Raw genomic sequence first — 16,140 nt, 5'->3', positions numbered from 1 at the left:
GGATCACTCATGTCCAGTTCACTCGTGTCTTCCGCCGGGTACCGGCGCCTCACGCGCGCCGCCTTCGCCGGCGTCGTGGCGCTCGGGCTCGCGTCCTGCTCCTCCGGTTCCTCCGGCGGGCTCGCGCTCGATGATGCTGTGCCCGATCAGGTTCCGGAAGGAACCTCGCTCAGCGTGTCGATCAAGACCACCCGGCTTCAGCTCGAGGCGACCGACAAGATCGCCGATCTCCCGTTCACCGTGTCGGAGTGGCCGGACGTCAGCGCCGGTCCCGACGTGATCCAGGCCTTCCGCGGCAACGCGGTCGATCTGGCCACCAACGCCGCGATCCCGCCGATCCAGGCGCACGCCACGGGGCTCGACGCGAAGATCGTCGCGGTCCGGGAGAAGGAACAGCCGCAGTACGTGCTGGCCACCGCCCCCGGCTCGGACATTGCGGAACTGCCGGACCTGCGGGGCAAGAAGATCGCGTTCTCGCCCGGGCAGGCGCAGGGCGTGGTGATTCTGCGAACGCTGAAGGCGCAGGGCCTGACCACGAAAGACGTCCAACTCGTCGAGCTTCCCAGCCCGCAGTTCCTCACCGCGCTGCAGTCGAAACAGGTGGACGTCGCGCCGCTGTCGGAGCCGACGGTGACGAAGTACCTGAACCAGTACGGACCGGACGGAGCGAAGGCGTTGCCGACCGACGCCGTGGACGCGCTCACCGTGCTCTGGGCGCCGGTGGAGGTCCTGCAGGATCCGGCCAAGGCGGCGGCGATCAAGGCGTTCATTCCGTTCTGGGCGCGCGGGGAGATCTGGGCGTGGGAGAACCAGGACGCGTGGATCCAGAAGTACTACGTGGAGAGCGAACAGGTGTCGGCCGAGGACGGCAAGCGCATCGTCGCCTCCGTCGGGCAGCGACCGTCGTATCCGGCCAACTGGGACGCGGCCGTCAAGTGGACGCAGGACACCGTCCAATTGCTTTCCGACGCCGGCTACTTCAGTGAGTTCGACGCCAACGAGCTGTTCGACCGCCGATTCGAAACCGTCGCCGCCGACGCCGTGCCGGCCGAGTACCGAGGCGGTGTGCAGCGATGACCAGTATTCTCTCCGCGCCCGCAGCCGTACCGGCGCGCACGGTCGGCGCCGGTGCCGCCAGGTCCGGGTCCGGCGCCGCCGAGCGGCCGATCCGGCGACTCGGCCTGCGCAAGGGTTTCCCGTTCTCCCGGCTGGCCGGGGTGCTGCTCCTTCTTGCGGTGTGGGCGGTGGGCAGCCTGGCGGGCTTCATCGACGCGCGAAAACTGTCCGCGCCGTGGACGGTGGTGACCACGGCCGTCGACCTGATCGCCACCGGCACACTGCAGGAGCACATCGCCGCGTCGTTGAGCCGCGCTGCCGTCGGGTTCGCGTTCGGTGTGGTGATCGGGACGGCCCTGGCCGTCGTCGCCGGTCTGACGCGTTCCGGTGACGCCCTGATCGACGGGCCGATCCAGCTCAAACGGGCCATCCCGACGCTCGGCCTGATCCCGCTGCTGATCCTCTGGCTCGGCATCGGCGAGACGTTCAAGATCGTGATCATCGCGCTCGGTGTCGTCGTCCACATGTACATCCAGACCCACAACTCGCTGACGTCGATCGACAACCGGTACGTCGAACTCGCCGAGGTCCTCGGGCTGTCCCGGGCCACGTTCATCCGCAAGGTCGTGCTGCCGGGTGCGATGCCGGGATTCTTTCTCGGACTGCGCCTCTCGGTGACCGGTGCCTGGCTCACCCTCATCGTCGTCGAGGGCATCAACGCGGTGACCGGTCTGGGGAAGATGATGTACAACGCGCAGAACTACGGACAGTCCGATGTGATTCTCGTGGGGCTCGCCGTCTACGGCATCTTCGGTCTGCTGTCCGACGCCGTCCTCCGCTACATCGAAAGGCGGTCGCTGTCATGGCGCAAGACGCTCGCCGGTTAGAACCCGCCGCCGTGCAGGTGCGGTCCCTCGTCCGCGGGTTCGGCGACAAGACCGTCCTCGACCACCTGGACCTCGACATTCCCGAAGGTCAGTTCGTGGCTCTGCTCGGCAAGAGCGGGTCCGGCAAGAGCACACTGCTCCGCGCGCTCGCGGGCCTCGACTACGACGTCGAGGGCCGTGGCGGAACGCTCACCGTGCCCGCGGAGGTGTCGGTGGCGTTCCAGGACTCACGGCTGCTGCCGTGGCTGCGGGTGCTGGACAATGTGACGCTCGGGCTGGGCCGCACCGGCACGAGCAGGGGTGCCTCCGCCCTCGCGGAGGTGGGGCTCGCCGGCCGTGAGAAGGCTTGGCCCAGTGAATTGTCCGGTGGCGAACAACAGCGGGTGGCGCTGGCGCGAGCGCTGGTCCGCGAGCCCCAACTGTTCCTCGCCGACGAGCCGTTCGGCGCCCTCGACGCGCTGACCCGGATCAAGATGCATGCGCTGCTGCAGGAGTTGATCCGCCGGCACCGCCCGACCGTCCTGCTCGTCACCCACGACGTCGACGAGGCGATCGCGCTCGCCGACCGGGTGCTCGTCCTCGACCGCGGGCAGATCGTCGTCGACGAGATCGTCGACATTCCGAGGCCGAGAGCGCTCGGCGACAGCAAGTTCCACGAGTTTCGCAATACGCTGCTCGGCGCCCTCGGCGTCGAGGTAGCGGCACAGTGAGGAGTTACACCATGAGTTCGTCACCACAGCGCCGGCTGCATCTCAACGCATTCCTGATGGCGATCGGACACCACGAGGCGGCCTGGCGCCTGCCCGAGAGCGATCCGAACGCCAACCTCGATATCAAGCACTACATCTCGCTGGCGCAGACCGCCGAACGCGGAAAGTTCGACTCGGTGTTCCTCGCCGACAGCCCGGTGCTGTTCAGCAACCCGGAACGCAGGCCGAGCGGCAAGCTGGAGCCGACCATCATCCTCACGGCGATCTCCGCGGCCACCGAGAAGATCGGCCTGATCGCGACCGCGTCGACCAGTTACAACGAGCCGTACAACCTGGCGCGGCGGTTCGCGTCCCTCGACTTCGTCAGCGGCGGCCGCGCCGGCTGGAACATCGTCACCACCGCCGGCGCCGACGCGGCGCAGAACTTCGGGCTCGACGACACCCCCGCCCACCGCAGCCGGTACGAGCGCGCCGCGGAGTTCGTGGACGTCTCCACCAAGTTGTGGGACAGCTGGGAGGACGACGCCATCGTCGCGGACAAGGACGTCGCGATCCACGCCGACTCCGCCAAGGTCCACGTCATCGAACACGAGGGCCGGTTCTTCAAGGTGCGGGGACCGCTCAACGTGCCGCGGTCGCCGCAGGGGTACCCGCTGCTCGTGCAGGCGGGATCGTCGGAGGACGGAAAGGATTTCGCCGCCCGCTACTCGGAGGCGATCTTCACCGCCCAGCCCACCCTGGACGAAGGGAAGGCGTTCTACGCGGACGTCAAGGACCGCGTCGCGGCATTGGGACGGGACCCGGAGCAGGTGCTGATCCTGCCCGGCATCGTGCCGGTCATCGCGGACACCGAGGAGGAGGCCCTCGAGCTCGAGGCCGAACTGGAGCGGCTGATCTCGCCGGAATACGCCCGCAAGCAGCTGGCGGCGCGGTTCAATCTCGAACCCGAGCAGCTCCCGCTCGACGAGGAACTGCCCGACGACCTGCCGTCCGAGGACGAGATCGAGGGCGCGAAGAGCCGGTACACGCTGATCGTGGACCTCGCCCGCCGCGAGAAGCTCACCGTCAGGCAGCTGATCGGGCGACTCGGTGGTGGTCGCGGGCACCGCACGTTCGCGGGCACCCCGGTCCAGGTGGCCGACACGATCGAGCACTGGTTCCGGAACGGCGCCGCCGACGGGTTCAACATCATGCCCGCCGTCCTGCCGTCCGGGCTGGAAAAGTTCGTCGACTCGGTGGTCCCGATCCTGCAGGAACGCGGACTGTTCCGCACCGACTACACCGAGACCACGCTGCGGGGGCACTACGGCCTGCCGCGGCCCGCGAATCAGTTTGCGGTCGAGAAGGATTCCACGCTGGTGTCTGCGCTGTGACGACGGGAGCCCGGGAGGACACCGGCTGGCTGCGGTACCTGTTCGGTTACTGTCTGCGCCAGCGCCGCAATCTCGTTCTCGCATACGGGGCGGCGGCGGTGGCGGCCGCGGCCACCGCCACCATCCCGCTGGCCGTCCGGCACGTGATCGACAACGCCGCGATCGACACGAATCATGCGCTGGCGCCGTGGATCGCGGTGCTCGTCGCCCTCGCGGCGATCCGCTTCGCCGCCGCCTACACGCGGCGGTACCGCTCCGGGCAGCTGTCCCTCGGCGTCCAGTACGACCTGCGGGGCGACGCCTTCCGATCCCTGCTGCGGCTGGACGGCGTCAAACAGGACGGGCTGCAGACGGGGCAGGTGGTGAGCCGGTCGATCTCGGACATCACACTGATCCAGATGCTCCTGCAGTTGCTGCCGCACATGGCCGGGAACCTGCTGATGTTCGCGATCTCGCTGGGCGTGATGGCGGTGCTGTCGCCGATCCTCACCCTGGTCGCCCTCGCCGTGCTGCCCGTGCTGTGGTTCATCTCCCTGCGCAGCCGCGTCGACCTGTTCCCCGCCAACTGGCATGCGCAGGAACAGGCGGCCGTCGTGGCGGGCGGGGTGGAAGCCGCTGTCACCGGGGTGCGCGTCGTCAAGGGATTCGGCCAGGAGGACCGCGAACTCGAAGACCTCGAGAAGCGGGCGGGTGAGCTGTTCCGGTCGCGGCTGCGCGTCGCCCGGCTCACCAGCCGGTACAACCCTGCGCTGCAGGCGGTCCCGATGCTCGGGCAGGCCCTGGTGCTGGCCCTCGGCGGGTGGCTGGCGCTGCACGGCACCCTGTCGCTGGGCACGTTCGTCGCCTTCACCACGTACCTGGCGGCGTTCGCGTCGCCGGTCCGTCAACTCGCCACGCTGCTGACCGTGAGCCAGCAGGGGCGTGCGAGCGTCGAACGCGTCCGCGAGGTGATCGACAACGCGCCGGCCGTTACCACCGCACCCGGCGCCGTGGACCTGCCGGACGGGCCCCTCGCGGTGGAATTCGACGACATCGCCTTCGGCTACGACCCGCCGAACCGGCTGCTCGACGGACTCTCGCTGCGAATCGCACCCGGCGAGACCGTGGCGGTGGTCGGTGCCGCCGGTTCGGGCAAATCGACTCTGGCCATGCTCGTTCCGCGGCTCTACGACGTCGACGCGGGTGCGGTCACCGTCGGGGGGATCGACACCCGCGGGCTGTCGCTCGAATCGCTGCGCTCCGCGCTCGGCGTCGTCTTCGAGGACAGCTACCTGATGTCCGAGACCATTCGCGCGAACGTCTCGTACGGCAGGCCGGACGTCGACGAGGCAACGGTGCGGGAGGCCCTGCGCGTGGTGCAGGCGGAGGAATTCGTCGACGCGCTGCCGGACGGCCTCGACACCGTCGTGGGGGAGCAGGGGGTGACGTTGTCGGGTGGTCAGCGGCAGCGCATCGCCCTCGCCCGGGCACTGGTGACCGATCCGCGGATCCTGGTGCTCGACGACGCGACCTCGGCGGTCGACGCCCGGGTCGAGGCCGCCGTTCATCACGAACTGCGCGTCGCGACCCGCGAGCGGACCACGCTGATCATCGCGCACCGCCGGTCGACGCTCGCCCTGGCCGACCGCATCGCGGTGCTGGCGGACGGCCGAATCGTCGACGTGGGGACGAGCGCCGAACTCGACGAACGCTGCCCGCTGTTCCGCGCGCTGCTGTCGAGTGCCGACGACGACGCCGCCCCGGACACGTCGCCGCCGCAACCGGTCGTCGACGGTGTCACCGCCGAACTGTGGCGCCGGGAGGACGGTGACGAGGCATCCGGGGTGTTCGATGCCAGGGCCGCAGCGGCTTTCGCGACCGCGGCGGCCGGTGCGAGCGGACCGTCCCGCGGAGGCGCGGGTGGCGGAATCCTGTCTTCGGCACCGCCCGGACCCGACGTGATGGCCCGGCTCGATCACCTGCCGCCGCTCACCGGAGACCCGGACGTCGCCGCCGGCGAGGCCCGGGCCGCCGACCCGGCGTTCGGGCTCGGCTCGCTGCTGAGGCCGCTGCTCCTGCCGCTGGTCGCGGGACTGGCGCTGGTCGGGTTGGACGCCGTCGCGCAGATCGCGGTGCCGGTCCTGGTCCGTACCGGCGTGGATCGGGGAGTGCTGCAGGGCGCCCGCGACCTGCTGCTGCTCGCGGCGGCCGCGACCGTGGTCGTGGTGCTGCTCGACTGGGCCGTCAACGTCGCCCAGACCCGGGTGACCGGGCGCACCGGCGAACGGCTCCTGTACACGTTGCGGGTCAAGACGTTTGCGCAACTGCAGCGGCTCGGACTGCAGTACTACGAGCGGGAACTGGCCGGCCGGATCATGACCCGCATGACCACCGACGTCGACAGTCTGTCCAACTTCCTGCAGACGGGTCTGGCCACCGCGGTCGTCAGCGGGCTGACCATCTCCGGTGTGCTGGTGGCACTGCTGGTGATCGACGCGGAACTGGCCCTCGTGCTGGTGCTCGTCGTGCCCGTCCTCGTCGCGGCCACGGTCGTGTTCCGCCGGAAGTCGGTGCCCGCCTACGCCGAGGCCCGTGACCGCGTCGGGATCGTCAACGCCTACCTGCAGGAGAACGTGACCAACATCCGCGTCACACAGGCATTTCGGCGCGAGGACTACAACGCGGCCCAGTTCGCCCGGCGGGCCTGGGACTTCCGGGAGTCGCGGCTCCGGGCCCAGCGGTACATGGCGCTGTACTTCCCGTTCGTCGAATTCCTGTCCGTGGTGGCGACCGGTCTGGTGCTCGCCGCGGGGACGGCGCGGATCCATGCCGGAACCCTCACCGTCGGCACACTGATCGCGTTCGTGCTGTACGTCGAACTGTTCTTCGCTCCCGTACAACAGCTTTCGCAGGTGTTCGACGGCTACCAGCAAGCGGTCATCGGACTCGGACGGCTGCGGGGGCTGATGCGGACGCCGACCACCACACCGCAGGCCGGCGATCCGATCGTCCTCGACCGTATAAGCGGCGGCATCGTGTTCGACGACGTCCACTTCGCGTACGAATCCGGCAAGGGTGAGGCGCTGCGAGGCGTGGAGCTTCACATCGAACCGGGCGAGACCGTCGCCCTCGTCGGCCAGACCGGCGCGGGAAAGTCGACGGTGCTCAAGTTGCTCGCCCGCTTCTACGACCCCACCGAGGGAGCGGTGCGCGTCGACGGCATCGACACCCGCGCCCTCGACGTCGCGTCGTTCCGGCAGCGACTCGGCGTCGTCCCGCAGGAGCCGCACCTGTTCGGCGCCACCGTCCGCGACGCCGTCGCCTACGGGCGCCCCGACGCGACGGACGCCGAGGTCGAGGCCGCCAGCAGGGCCGTCGGCGCCCACGACATGGTGTCCGGGCTGGCCCTCGGGTACCTGCAACCGATCGGGGAACACGGACGCAACCTGTCGGCCGGGCAGCGCCAGTTGCTGGCACTGGCTCGCGCCGAACTGGTGGACCCCGACATCCTGCTGCTCGACGAGGCCACCGCCTCACTGGACCTGGCCACGGAGGACCGGGTGCGCCGCGCGACCGAGAACCTGTCCCGGCGGCGCACCACCGTCGTCGTGGCGCACCGTCTGAGCACCGCGGCGCGAGCCGACCGGGTGGTGGTCCTCGACGGTGGCCGCGTCGCGGAAGTCGGAACGCACGACGAGTTGCTGGACCGGGGCGGCGTCTACCGGGAACTCTGGGACGCCTATGCGGCTTCGCCACCCGTGAGTACTTATTAACCGCGGGACGTTAACAAGTACTCACGGGGCCGAAGGCCTAAGCGCCGATCGACGCCTTCATCATCGGCAGCATGGCCCACAGCTGGTCCTGCCAGTAGCCCCAGCTGTGGGTCCCCTGCGCCGGGAAGTCGTAGTGGGCGGGGATGCCGAGGGTGTCGAGCCGCACCTGGAAGGCGCGGTTCTGGGCCAGCGCGATGGCCTCGAGGCCCATGCCGGTGCCGACGTTGAACACGTCGATCGCGGACTGCGGCTGATCGTGCGGTCCGGGGAGGCCTGCCCCCGCCGAGATCCACATCGGCAGTCCGCGGAGCAGCGGGGCGGCGACGAACGGATCGTTGCGAAGCCACGCCGGATCCCACGGCGGGCCCCACATGCAGTCGGCGTTGTAGCCACCGGAGTCGAGCATCGCGATACGGATGGCCTCACGCATGCCGGGCGCCGACAGGTTCAGATACCCGGACATCGACCCGGCGAACGTGAACTGGTCGCGGTGGTAGGCGGCGAGGATCAACGCCGCGTTGCCGCCCATCGACAGTCCGGCGATGGCGTTGCTGGTGCGGCTGATGCCGTAATTGTTCGCGAGGAAGTCGGGCAGGTTCTGGGTGAGGAACGACTCCCACTTGTAGGTGTACGGCTGCCCGTTGGTGTTGCTGGGCGCGTACCAGTCCGTGTAGAAGCTGGACTGCCCGCCGACCGGTTCGACCACGGTGATCCCGTGATCGGACAGCCACGCGGCGTTGGTCTCGTGCTCCCACCCGCTGACGTCGTTGGTCGCGCGGAGTCCGTCGAGGAGGTAGACCGCCTTGTTGCTGCCGTTGTTCGCGAGCCACATGCGGATCTTGATCTGCCCGACCCCGCCGGGTGCGTCGACCCAGTGTTCGCGCAGACGACTGTACGGGTCCGCGGACGCCGTCCCGCCGCCGACGAGGACGAACGCGAGGGGCAGGACCACCACCGCAATCATCAGCCGGACGACGCCTCGTAACCAACCGTGTAACGGCTTCGTTGCTGCAACACCCATGGTTCTGCCTCCTGGTAAGTCGTCCCCGGCCAGGTACATACCAGCAACACGGTATTGCGCGGCCCGGAATTCCTCGGCGTTTGCGCAGAATCGTTATCCGACCTGTGAGTACTTGTTAACGTCCCGCGGTTGACATGTACTCACGGGTCAGTCGACGCGGGCTACCGACGTGATGCGGTGCAGGGTGAACCGGCGGACCGCGCCGCTCGCCGGGTCGAAGGCGTCGAGCTGGCCGCCGCCGACGCTGACGGGATCGACGATGCGGTGCGTCGCCACACCCTGCGCGTCGACGTAACCGATCGTCACGCTGGAGCGTTCGCGCGCCGCGGCGTTGAGCAGGGCGATGGTCGCGGCGCTGCTGGCCCGGGAGCCGTCGGACCGGATGCTGCCGGACCCTCGGGTGGAGGCGGCCAGGTCACCGGCGCGCAGGGTCCGGACGACCGCGTCGAGCTGGGCGTCCGTCGCGACGGCCGGGGTACGGCTCGCGGGGGCCTTGCGCCGGGTCAGGACGCGGGCGCCGCGCGGGCGCAGGTCGACGAGGGCGCCGGACGAGTCCTCGCCTGCCGGAGCGAACCCGGCCGCCCGCAATTCGCCCAGCACTTCCCGCAGCGGTGCCTGCGACACCGCCACCGTCGGCGCCAGCGCACGCAGGGCCAGGGCGGCGGCCACGGGCGACGCCAGGACCTCCGCGAGCAGCGTCGGGTCCTCGCAGCGGACGAACGACGCCGCGACACCGGCCCGGAGCCGGCCGTGCCGCCGCGCGACGTCGTCGATCAGATACGACAGCGACTGAGGGACGGGTGTGCGCGACCGGGTCGCGAAGAGACTGTGCAGTTCCGCCGCCGTCATCCCGACGTCGAGGGCGCGCCGGATGCTGTCCTCGCTGATCCGGTACATGGACGCCGCACCGGCGGACTCGATGTCCGCGACGAGGGTGACCTGCTCCAGCAGTTCCGGGGTCAGCGGTCCCGGGGCGACGACGGTGAGGTCGGCCTGCACGAGGACGTGGTCGACGGGTTCGGGCAGCGACGCGTGCATCTCGGCCTCGGCGTCGCCGCCGTGGAGCAGTGCACGTCCGGGGGAGCTGAGCGCCCCGCGGGCGACGAGTCCGAGTGTCGCGGCCTCCTCGAGGGTGCGTTCCACCGCGTGGACGCGCAGCCGGGCACCCCAGCGGGGCCGACGCCACGCCAGCAGGCGACTGACCTCGGCGGGGTCCGCCGAGTGTCCGCTGCCCAGTTCCGCCAGCAGCCCCAGGATCGCCTGCCGGTCCCGCGGCGCGGACGGCGCGCGCACTTCCTCGGACAGCGCGGCGACCGGTTTGTCGTTGGCGTCCCGCATGCCGATGAACCACGCCATGCGCGGCAGTTCCAGCCACGCCGCGGCGAGGGCGTGCCACCGCCGGGCGACCGGGGAGGTCAGCCAGTTGTCGACCGCGGTCGTCGGGGCCCAGTAGTTCTCCCCGGTGTCGGACGTCGGGGCAGGGTCCGGGGTGCCGCTCGCGATCAGTCCCGCGGCCGACAGCAGTTCGACGAGCAGGCTCAGCCGGTTCTCGTCGATGCCGGACGTCTTGGCGATCCGCCGCAGTTCCCGGACCCCGAGACCACCCGCCCGCAGAGCCGGCGCCGGGATCTCGCCGAGCGCCTTGACGACGTCCTCGCAGTGGCGGACCAGTTCGATGGCCTCACCCGCGGCGGCCGCATTGATGTCGGCCGGCTTGTGTTTACGGCCCGTCACACCGGGCGCGGCCAGCGAGGTGGGGTCGAAGACGGCCTCCCCGCGCAGCACCTGCCGCACCTGGAACGGCAATTCGACGGTCTCGTCGTCGATCCACCGCAACAGCCCGGCGGCGAGAAGCCGCTGAACGGGACGGTCGGGGGGTGTTCCGGGCGCCGCGTCCCGGGTCCGCCCGATCGAACTCGACTTCGCCAGTGTCTCGAGGATGTCCCGTTCGGCGGTCTGCAGTCCCGCCAGCGCCGCCGTGATGCCGGCCTCGTCGAGCGTCTCGACGGGTTCGGCGCTGCGTCCGACGCGCCACGGGATGGTGGCCACGACAGCGGGAACGATCCGCAGCGACGACTTGTCACCCCAGACGATCCCGACGGACCGCAGGCCGTCCAGGGTGGCGTCGACGGTCTTCTTCGTCGCCCGCGACCGTACCGCCTCCTGCAGGGTGGCCCGGGGCACGGCCACCTCGTCGGCATGCTCAAGCGCCAGGAGTTCGAGGACACCGAAGTCCAGGGATGTCAGGTTGTCGGCCGCACGCGCGACCGACGCCCGCTGCTCGGCGCGACCGGCGAGGACGACGATCGTGGCCGGCGGCGGGACCGCGAGATCGGGGCGCTTGCGGAGCAGATCCGTCAGTTCGGCGTCGCTGCGCGCGGCCAGCCAGTCCGCGAGCGTCGCGGCGCCGCGGGGGGAGACTGCGGTGCCGTTGGTGCTCGCGGTGGTGTCGTCGGTGTCGGTCATCGACTATCAGATTAGAGACCTGGGCTGTACGTCGCCGAATGCTCCTGTCAAAATGGCACCGTGGCTAACAATTCGAAGAAGCAGTATGTGGATCCAGGGTGGCCCGAAACCGCCGATGGAGATCACGCCGTGACCGAACTGTCGTCGACCCGTGCGGGCGGATTGTCCCCGTTCGGCGAGGACACCGAGTTCCCGTTGCCGGCGGAGTCGTTGCCGTACGCGCACCCGCACACGGTGATCAACCGCTGACCACGCGACAGAAGAGGGGCCCTGCACCGGATCGGTGCAGGGCCCCTCTTCTGTGAGTTGCGGGGATTACTGTGCGAGCAGTCCCTTGTTCGCGTCGATGAGCTGCAGGATCTGGGGGTCGATCGCGATGCCCTGGGCCTTGACGGCCTCGATCGCGCTGTCGACGACGCCCGCGTACTGCGAGGTGCCGTTGGTGCTGGGGACGCCGCCCGTGAGGTCGGGGAGTGCCGGCGCCGCGGGGGCCTCGGGCACGGTGGCGGGGGCGTTGCGCTGGGTGGGTGCGCTGCTCAGGCCGAGGCTCGAGGAGCAGGACGGCCATGCGCCCCAGCCCTGGGAGTCGAGGACCTTCTCGGCGACGACGATCTGCTGTTCACGCGAGGCCTGGTTGGCGGTGGCTGCGTACTGGGTTCCACCGTGTGCGTTCCAGGTGCTCGGGGAGAACTGGAGTCCGCCCTGGAAGCCGTTTCCGGTGTTGATGCCCCAGTTGCCGCCGGACTCGCACTGCGCGAGGCGGTCCCAGTCGGAGTCGGGTGCCGCGTTCGCGGTGCCCGAGAAGGCTGCTCCGGCGACGCCCATGATGGCGCCGGTGACGGCGACCTTGGCGACGGTGCGGCCAGTGGTGGTCGGCTTGCGATGGCGTCCGCTCATAGTGGTAGAGATCCTCTCCACACGCGCCTGCGAGGTCAGCTGTCGGGTTCGGGCTGAGAGGTCGCCCGGCCTCGCCTCTCCTGGCTGGAGAGGGTCTGGCTTCACCCCAAGATCCGACTGTGCGAGGCACATTCGGACCGGTGTCCGTCTGGAAACTTGCGTTCCCTGGAGGACTTTGGGTCCCCCGTCCTCGTCCCTGGAATGCTTCGTCGGGACTCCGGTACCCGCGGGACGAGGTTTGGCGCGGCGGGCCGGACGTGGTCGATGTTTCATCGGCCGGTGACGACGGTAACGGGCCGAGGCCGCAGTGTCACCATTTGATAACGCGGTGTGTCTTCGCCTGTTGTGGGGCCTCATTGGGCGCGCCGGGACTCTTCCCAGCTAGTAGCGACGAGACACGCGTATCGCCGTCCCGTTGCCCTTCCGTTATCGGGCCGTTATGTGAGTAAGCTCACATCACCGCGGTGCGTCGACGATGTCCTTGCCGAGGGGCATCAGCGAGATGGGAATCATCTTGATGTTCGCGACGGCGAGGGGGATCCCGATGATCGTGATCGCCATGGCGACGGCCGTGATGACGTGCCCGATCGCGAGCCACAGACCTGCGATGATGAACCAGATGACGTTGCCGATCACCGAGGCGACCCCGGCCGTCGGCTTGTCGATCACGGTCTTTCCGAACGGCCACAGCGCGTAGACGCCGACCCGGAACGACGCGATGCCGAACGGGATCGTGATGATCAGGATGCAGCACAGGATTCCGGCGACGAAGTACCCCAGCGCCAGCCACAGACCGCCGAAGATCAGCCAGATAATGTTGAGCAGAATTCTCATGATCGTCCCCTCGGTGGTTGGGAATGCCCCGGTGGTCGGGTGTGTCAGCGCGAGCGTCTGCCCTGCCTCAGTGCCGCGACGATTCCGAGGAGGAACCCGATCGGGCAGGCGAGGGCGATGAGGTAGAGAACGAGACCCGGCTCGGAATCGGAGAGGACCGGGGTCAGGAAGATCGCCACGATCGCGACGAAGCCGATCGCGAAGAGGGCGAGCGCGACCCGCAGGAGACCGTCGCCCCTCCGGGGTGTGTGAGGTGTGCTCGAAGGAGTCGATTCGTGGGCCACACCAGCAACGATAGTGCCTGGAAACCCGAATGCCGGAGGGGGTCTGTCCAAGGTAGACTGTGGGCACTGCGCGTCCCGCACCAGAGGTGGGGCGCGCTGTTTTGCATACCAAGTGCAACCAATACCAAGTGCAACCAACTGCACTCCAAGTGATGAGCGGGTGAACGCGGTGCCGACCGGCAAGGTGAAGTGGTACGACGTCGAAAAGGGCTTCGGCTTTCTGTCGCAGGAGGAGGGGGAGGACGTCTATGTGCGTTCGTCCGCTCTTCCCGAGGGCGTCGAGGGCCTCAAGGCCGGTCAGCGTGTCGAGTTCGGCATGGCCGCCGGTCGACGCGGACCCCAGGCGCTGAGCCTGAAGGTCCTCGACCCGGCGCCGTCGCTGCGTCAGAACGGTGCGCGCAAGGAGCCGTCCGCCAAGAAGCACACGCCCGACGAACTGCACGGCATGGTCGAGGACATGATCACGCTGCTCGAGGCGAAGGTCCAGCCGGACCTGCGCAAGGGCAAGTACCCCGACCGCAAGACCGCCCAGCGCATCTCCGAGGTGGTCCGCGCCGTCGCACGCGAACTCGACAGCTGATTCGTCCGACGAGAAGGGCCCCGCGCTGTCACAGCGCGGGGCCCTTCGCGTGGGCGGGTCGTTCTATGCGGTCTTGATCGACCAGGCGGCCCGAGCCTGCGTGAGCCCCTGCTCGTCGACGACGGCGGACGGCAGCTGGATCTCGACGCCGGCCAGTTGCAGGTCTTCCGAGGACGGCACCGTCACGGCGCGGGTCTCACCGGCGCGGTGCACCTGTTCCTGGACGAGGACCTGACCCGCAGGATCCTGGTAGACGACGAGCATGCGCCACGGCGCGTCGACGATCTCCGGCGGCAACGACAGCTGCAGCGACGAGCCGGGCGGCACGTCGAGTTCGGCGATGTCGCCGGTCTCGCAGTCCTCGAGATACAGGTTGCAGTAGCCGAGCGGAGCGACCTGCTCGGCCCGGTCGTGCGCGAAGGCCGTGATCTCGGGCAGGCGGGGCGAGGAGTTGCGGACCAGTGTGTAGACGACTCCGACGAACGCCACCAGGACCACTATCAGGCCCGCTGCGATCAGTGCGAGGATCTTCTTGGTTCGCGCCTGCATTCTCACTTACTTCACATTTCCTGTCGATCGGTCGGCCCGGTGGGTCGAGTGGTGCTCGGTCACTTCTTGTTCGGCCAGGTCGGGGCGTTTTCCTCCCAGTCCCGGCAGGAGGGTGCTGCCGCGGTACGTGAGGATGGTCTGGACGAGCCCGACGGTCATGACGGCGGAGACCACCGAGAATCCGATCCAGTATTCGGTGGGCAGCAGCACGCCCAGCGCCCCGCCCACGACCCAGCTCAGCTGTAGAACGGTCTCCGACCTTCCGAATCCGGACGCGATCGACTCCTCGGGCAGGTCGTGCTGCAGCGACGCGTCCAGCGACACCTTGGCGAGGGCGCTGGCGGCCGACGCGACGAGCGTGGCGAGGGCGGCGGTCAGGAGATTGTCGGTGATCGCGGCGAGGACGGCGATGATCCACACGGCGCCCGTGCAGCGCAGCACGATGAGGGCGGGGCGGCCGAGCTTGATCCGGGCCCCCGCGGCGTTGCCCGCGAAGTTGCCGATGCCGGCGGCCGCGCCGACCAGGCCGAGCATGGCGGCCTGGACCAGGGGTTCGTGGTCGGTCTTCGACTTCGCGACGAACGCGATGTACAGGGTGAGGAACCCGGTGAGCACGCGGATGGTGCTGTTGCCCCACAGCCCGGTGATGACCGCGCGGCCCAGCGGTTGCCTGCGTTTGCCGGTCTTCGCGGCGGCCGGGGCCTCGGGCTGCAGCACGCGGGTGCGTCCGATCACCTCGGTCGGGTGTTCGTCGCCGTGGTACGTGAGGGTGGCGGGGACCTCGCCTTCGGTGACCTCGACCCACGACGGGATCCGCATGCTGAGGTACGCGCCGAGGGCGGTGATGACGGCCGCCAGCCACAGCGCGCCGACGGAACCGGTGGCCATGGCGAGACCACCCGCGAGGGCGCCCGCGCCGATGGTTCCGCCGAGAAGTCCGAACACGGTGAGCCGGGAGTTGACGCGCACGAGGTCGATCTCCGGTGGCAGCACACGCGGGGTGACAGCACTCTTGAGCACCGAGAACGATTTGCTGAGCACCATCATGCCGAGCGCCGCCGGATACAGCACCCAGCTGTCGAAGTTGAAGACGAGCACGATCGCCAGCATCGTCCGGAGGCCGAACGACGTGGCCAGCGCGACGCGGCGACCGTGCTGGAGGCGGTCGAGCATCGGACCGATCAGCGGAGCGATGACGGCGAACGGGGCGATCGTGATCAGCAGGTACAGCGCGACCTTCGTCTTGTCCTCGCCTGTCGCGGCCGAGAAGAACAGCGTGTTCGCCAACGCGACGGCGATGGCCGCGTCGGTCGCGTTGTTGGCCATCACCGCGTAGGTGAGCGCGGTGAGCCCCGACTTGTCCGCCCCGTCCGCCTTGGCGGCCCGGTGGAACGTCGCGATGCCCTTGTTGGTGAGTTCCCGGCTGCGCATCGCCGCCACCCGGGTGACGGTGAGCTTGCGCGGCATCGGCGGCGCCTTGGGGGCGTCCGCCCGCTCCTCGTCGGACCGGGGACGCTGCCCGCCGCCGACCGGATGCAGGGGCGGCAGCGGCGTGCGCCTTCCTCCCGGGCGTGCCGCGGGCGGGTATTTGTCGTAGCCGGGATGAACGGGGGGCCCGGGATTCTCGTCAGGAGCCCGACCGCCGTCAGGCTCGTAGGGTTCGCGCGGTCCGGTCACTCCCTAATTCTGTCCTAGTCGGGAGACATGCGACCACAGCAACCCCGGCCAATG

Annotated in this window: 14 protein-coding genes and 1 riboswitch; of the genes, 7 read left to right on the top strand and 7 right to left on the bottom strand. The window is 69.3% G+C overall.

What is annotated here, in order from left to right:
- The first annotated feature begins 9 nt into the window (after window positions 1-9).
- The 5 genes from CA951_RS15165 to CA951_RS15145 are packed head-to-tail and all read left to right on the top strand — an operon-like array spanning window position 10 to window position 7,778.
- Window positions 10-1,077 (top strand): PhnD/SsuA/transferrin family substrate-binding protein, encoded by a 1,068-nt coding sequence (locus CA951_RS15165; protein ID WP_087557616.1) that lies wholly within the window; start codon window positions 10-12, stop codon window positions 1,075-1,077.
- On the top strand, window positions 1,074-1,943 hold the full coding sequence (locus CA951_RS15160; protein WP_087557615.1) for an ABC transporter permease: 870 nt from the start codon (window positions 1,074-1,076) through the stop codon (window positions 1,941-1,943). Before CA951_RS15165 ends, CA951_RS15160 begins: the two co-directional genes overlap by 4 nt.
- The gene (locus CA951_RS15155) at window positions 1,919-2,653 is read left to right on the top strand and encodes an ABC transporter ATP-binding protein (RefSeq protein WP_072944848.1); all 735 of its coding nucleotides are present in this window, start codon (window positions 1,919-1,921) and stop codon (window positions 2,651-2,653) included. The genes CA951_RS15160 and CA951_RS15155 overlap by 25 nt, the downstream gene beginning before the upstream one ends.
- An 11-nt stretch (window positions 2,654-2,664) precedes the next feature.
- The gene (locus tag CA951_RS15150; RefSeq protein WP_087557614.1) at window positions 2,665-4,026 is read left to right on the top strand and encodes an LLM class flavin-dependent oxidoreductase; all 1,362 of its coding nucleotides are present in this window, start codon (window positions 2,665-2,667) and stop codon (window positions 4,024-4,026) included.
- Window positions 4,023-7,778 carry an ABC transporter ATP-binding protein gene (locus CA951_RS15145; RefSeq protein WP_087557613.1) on the top strand — a complete coding sequence of 1,252 codons (3,756 nt, stop codon included), beginning with the start codon at window positions 4,023-4,025 and terminating at the stop codon, window positions 7,776-7,778. Before CA951_RS15150 ends, CA951_RS15145 begins: the two co-directional genes overlap by 4 nt.
- A gap of 37 nt (window positions 7,779-7,815) precedes the next feature.
- Here the strand turns inward: CA951_RS15145 and CA951_RS15140 are convergent, their stop codons facing one another.
- Window positions 7,816-8,799, bottom strand: a complete 984-nt coding sequence (locus CA951_RS15140; RefSeq protein ID WP_179220204.1) for an alpha/beta hydrolase family protein — start codon at window positions 8,797-8,799, stop codon at window positions 7,816-7,818.
- A 147-nt stretch (window positions 8,800-8,946) separates the two neighbouring features.
- A complete protein-coding gene (locus CA951_RS15135) occupies window positions 8,947-11,265 on the bottom strand; it encodes a helicase-associated domain-containing protein (RefSeq protein WP_087557611.1) in 2,319 nt (772 codons plus the stop codon).
- Between the two features lie 60 nt (window positions 11,266-11,325).
- On the opposite strand from CA951_RS15135, the gene CA951_RS15130 reads away from it, so the two are divergent.
- Window positions 11,326-11,514: a hypothetical protein gene (locus CA951_RS15130; protein ID WP_015888783.1), complete on the top strand. Its 189-nt coding sequence runs from the start codon at window positions 11,326-11,328 to the stop codon at window positions 11,512-11,514.
- A gap of 66 nt (window positions 11,515-11,580) precedes the next feature.
- Here the strand turns inward: CA951_RS15130 and CA951_RS15125 are convergent, their stop codons facing one another.
- From CA951_RS15125 to CA951_RS15115, 3 genes are all read right to left on the bottom strand, one after another.
- Complete coding sequence (locus CA951_RS15125) at window positions 11,581-12,162, bottom strand: transglycosylase family protein (RefSeq protein ID WP_087557610.1); 582 nt, start codon at window positions 12,160-12,162, stop codon at window positions 11,581-11,583.
- A gap of 8 nt (window positions 12,163-12,170) precedes the next feature.
- Window positions 12,171-12,384: riboswitch (cyclic di-AMP (ydaO/yuaA leader) on the bottom strand.
- A gap of 234 nt (window positions 12,385-12,618) precedes the next feature.
- The gene (locus CA951_RS15120; RefSeq protein WP_087557609.1) at window positions 12,619-12,996 is read right to left on the bottom strand and encodes a YccF domain-containing protein; all 378 of its coding nucleotides are present in this window, start codon (window positions 12,994-12,996) and stop codon (window positions 12,619-12,621) included.
- Window positions 12,997-13,040: 44 nt separating this feature from the next.
- A complete protein-coding gene (locus CA951_RS15115) occupies window positions 13,041-13,280 on the bottom strand; it encodes a hypothetical protein (protein ID WP_072944834.1) in 240 nt (79 codons plus the stop codon).
- 169 nt (window positions 13,281-13,449) lie between these two features.
- On the opposite strand from CA951_RS15115, the gene CA951_RS15110 reads away from it, so the two are divergent.
- Window positions 13,450-13,860 carry a cold-shock protein gene (locus CA951_RS15110; protein WP_087557839.1) on the top strand — a complete coding sequence of 137 codons (411 nt, stop codon included), beginning with the start codon at window positions 13,450-13,452 and terminating at the stop codon, window positions 13,858-13,860.
- Window positions 13,861-13,923: 63 nt separating this feature from the next.
- Here CA951_RS15110 and CA951_RS15105 read toward each other — a convergent pair whose 3' ends face one another.
- Together CA951_RS15105 and CA951_RS15100 are read right to left on the bottom strand one after the other, a co-directional pair.
- Complete coding sequence (locus tag CA951_RS15105; protein ID WP_087557608.1) at window positions 13,924-14,409, bottom strand: DUF2771 domain-containing protein; 486 nt, start codon at window positions 14,407-14,409, stop codon at window positions 13,924-13,926.
- Between the two features lie 6 nt (window positions 14,410-14,415).
- Window positions 14,416-16,086: an MFS transporter gene (locus tag CA951_RS15100; RefSeq protein WP_087557607.1), complete on the bottom strand. Its 1,671-nt coding sequence runs from the start codon at window positions 16,084-16,086 to the stop codon at window positions 14,416-14,418.
- Window positions 16,087-16,140 lie beyond the last annotated feature (54 nt).

The organism is Rhodococcus sp. NCIMB 12038 (assembly GCF_002165735.1).
Taxonomy (GTDB): domain Bacteria; phylum Actinomycetota; class Actinomycetes; order Mycobacteriales; family Mycobacteriaceae; genus Rhodococcus_F.
The sequence above is the reverse complement of the archived record's forward strand: the minus strand, read 5'-3'. Positions and strand labels throughout refer to the sequence as shown.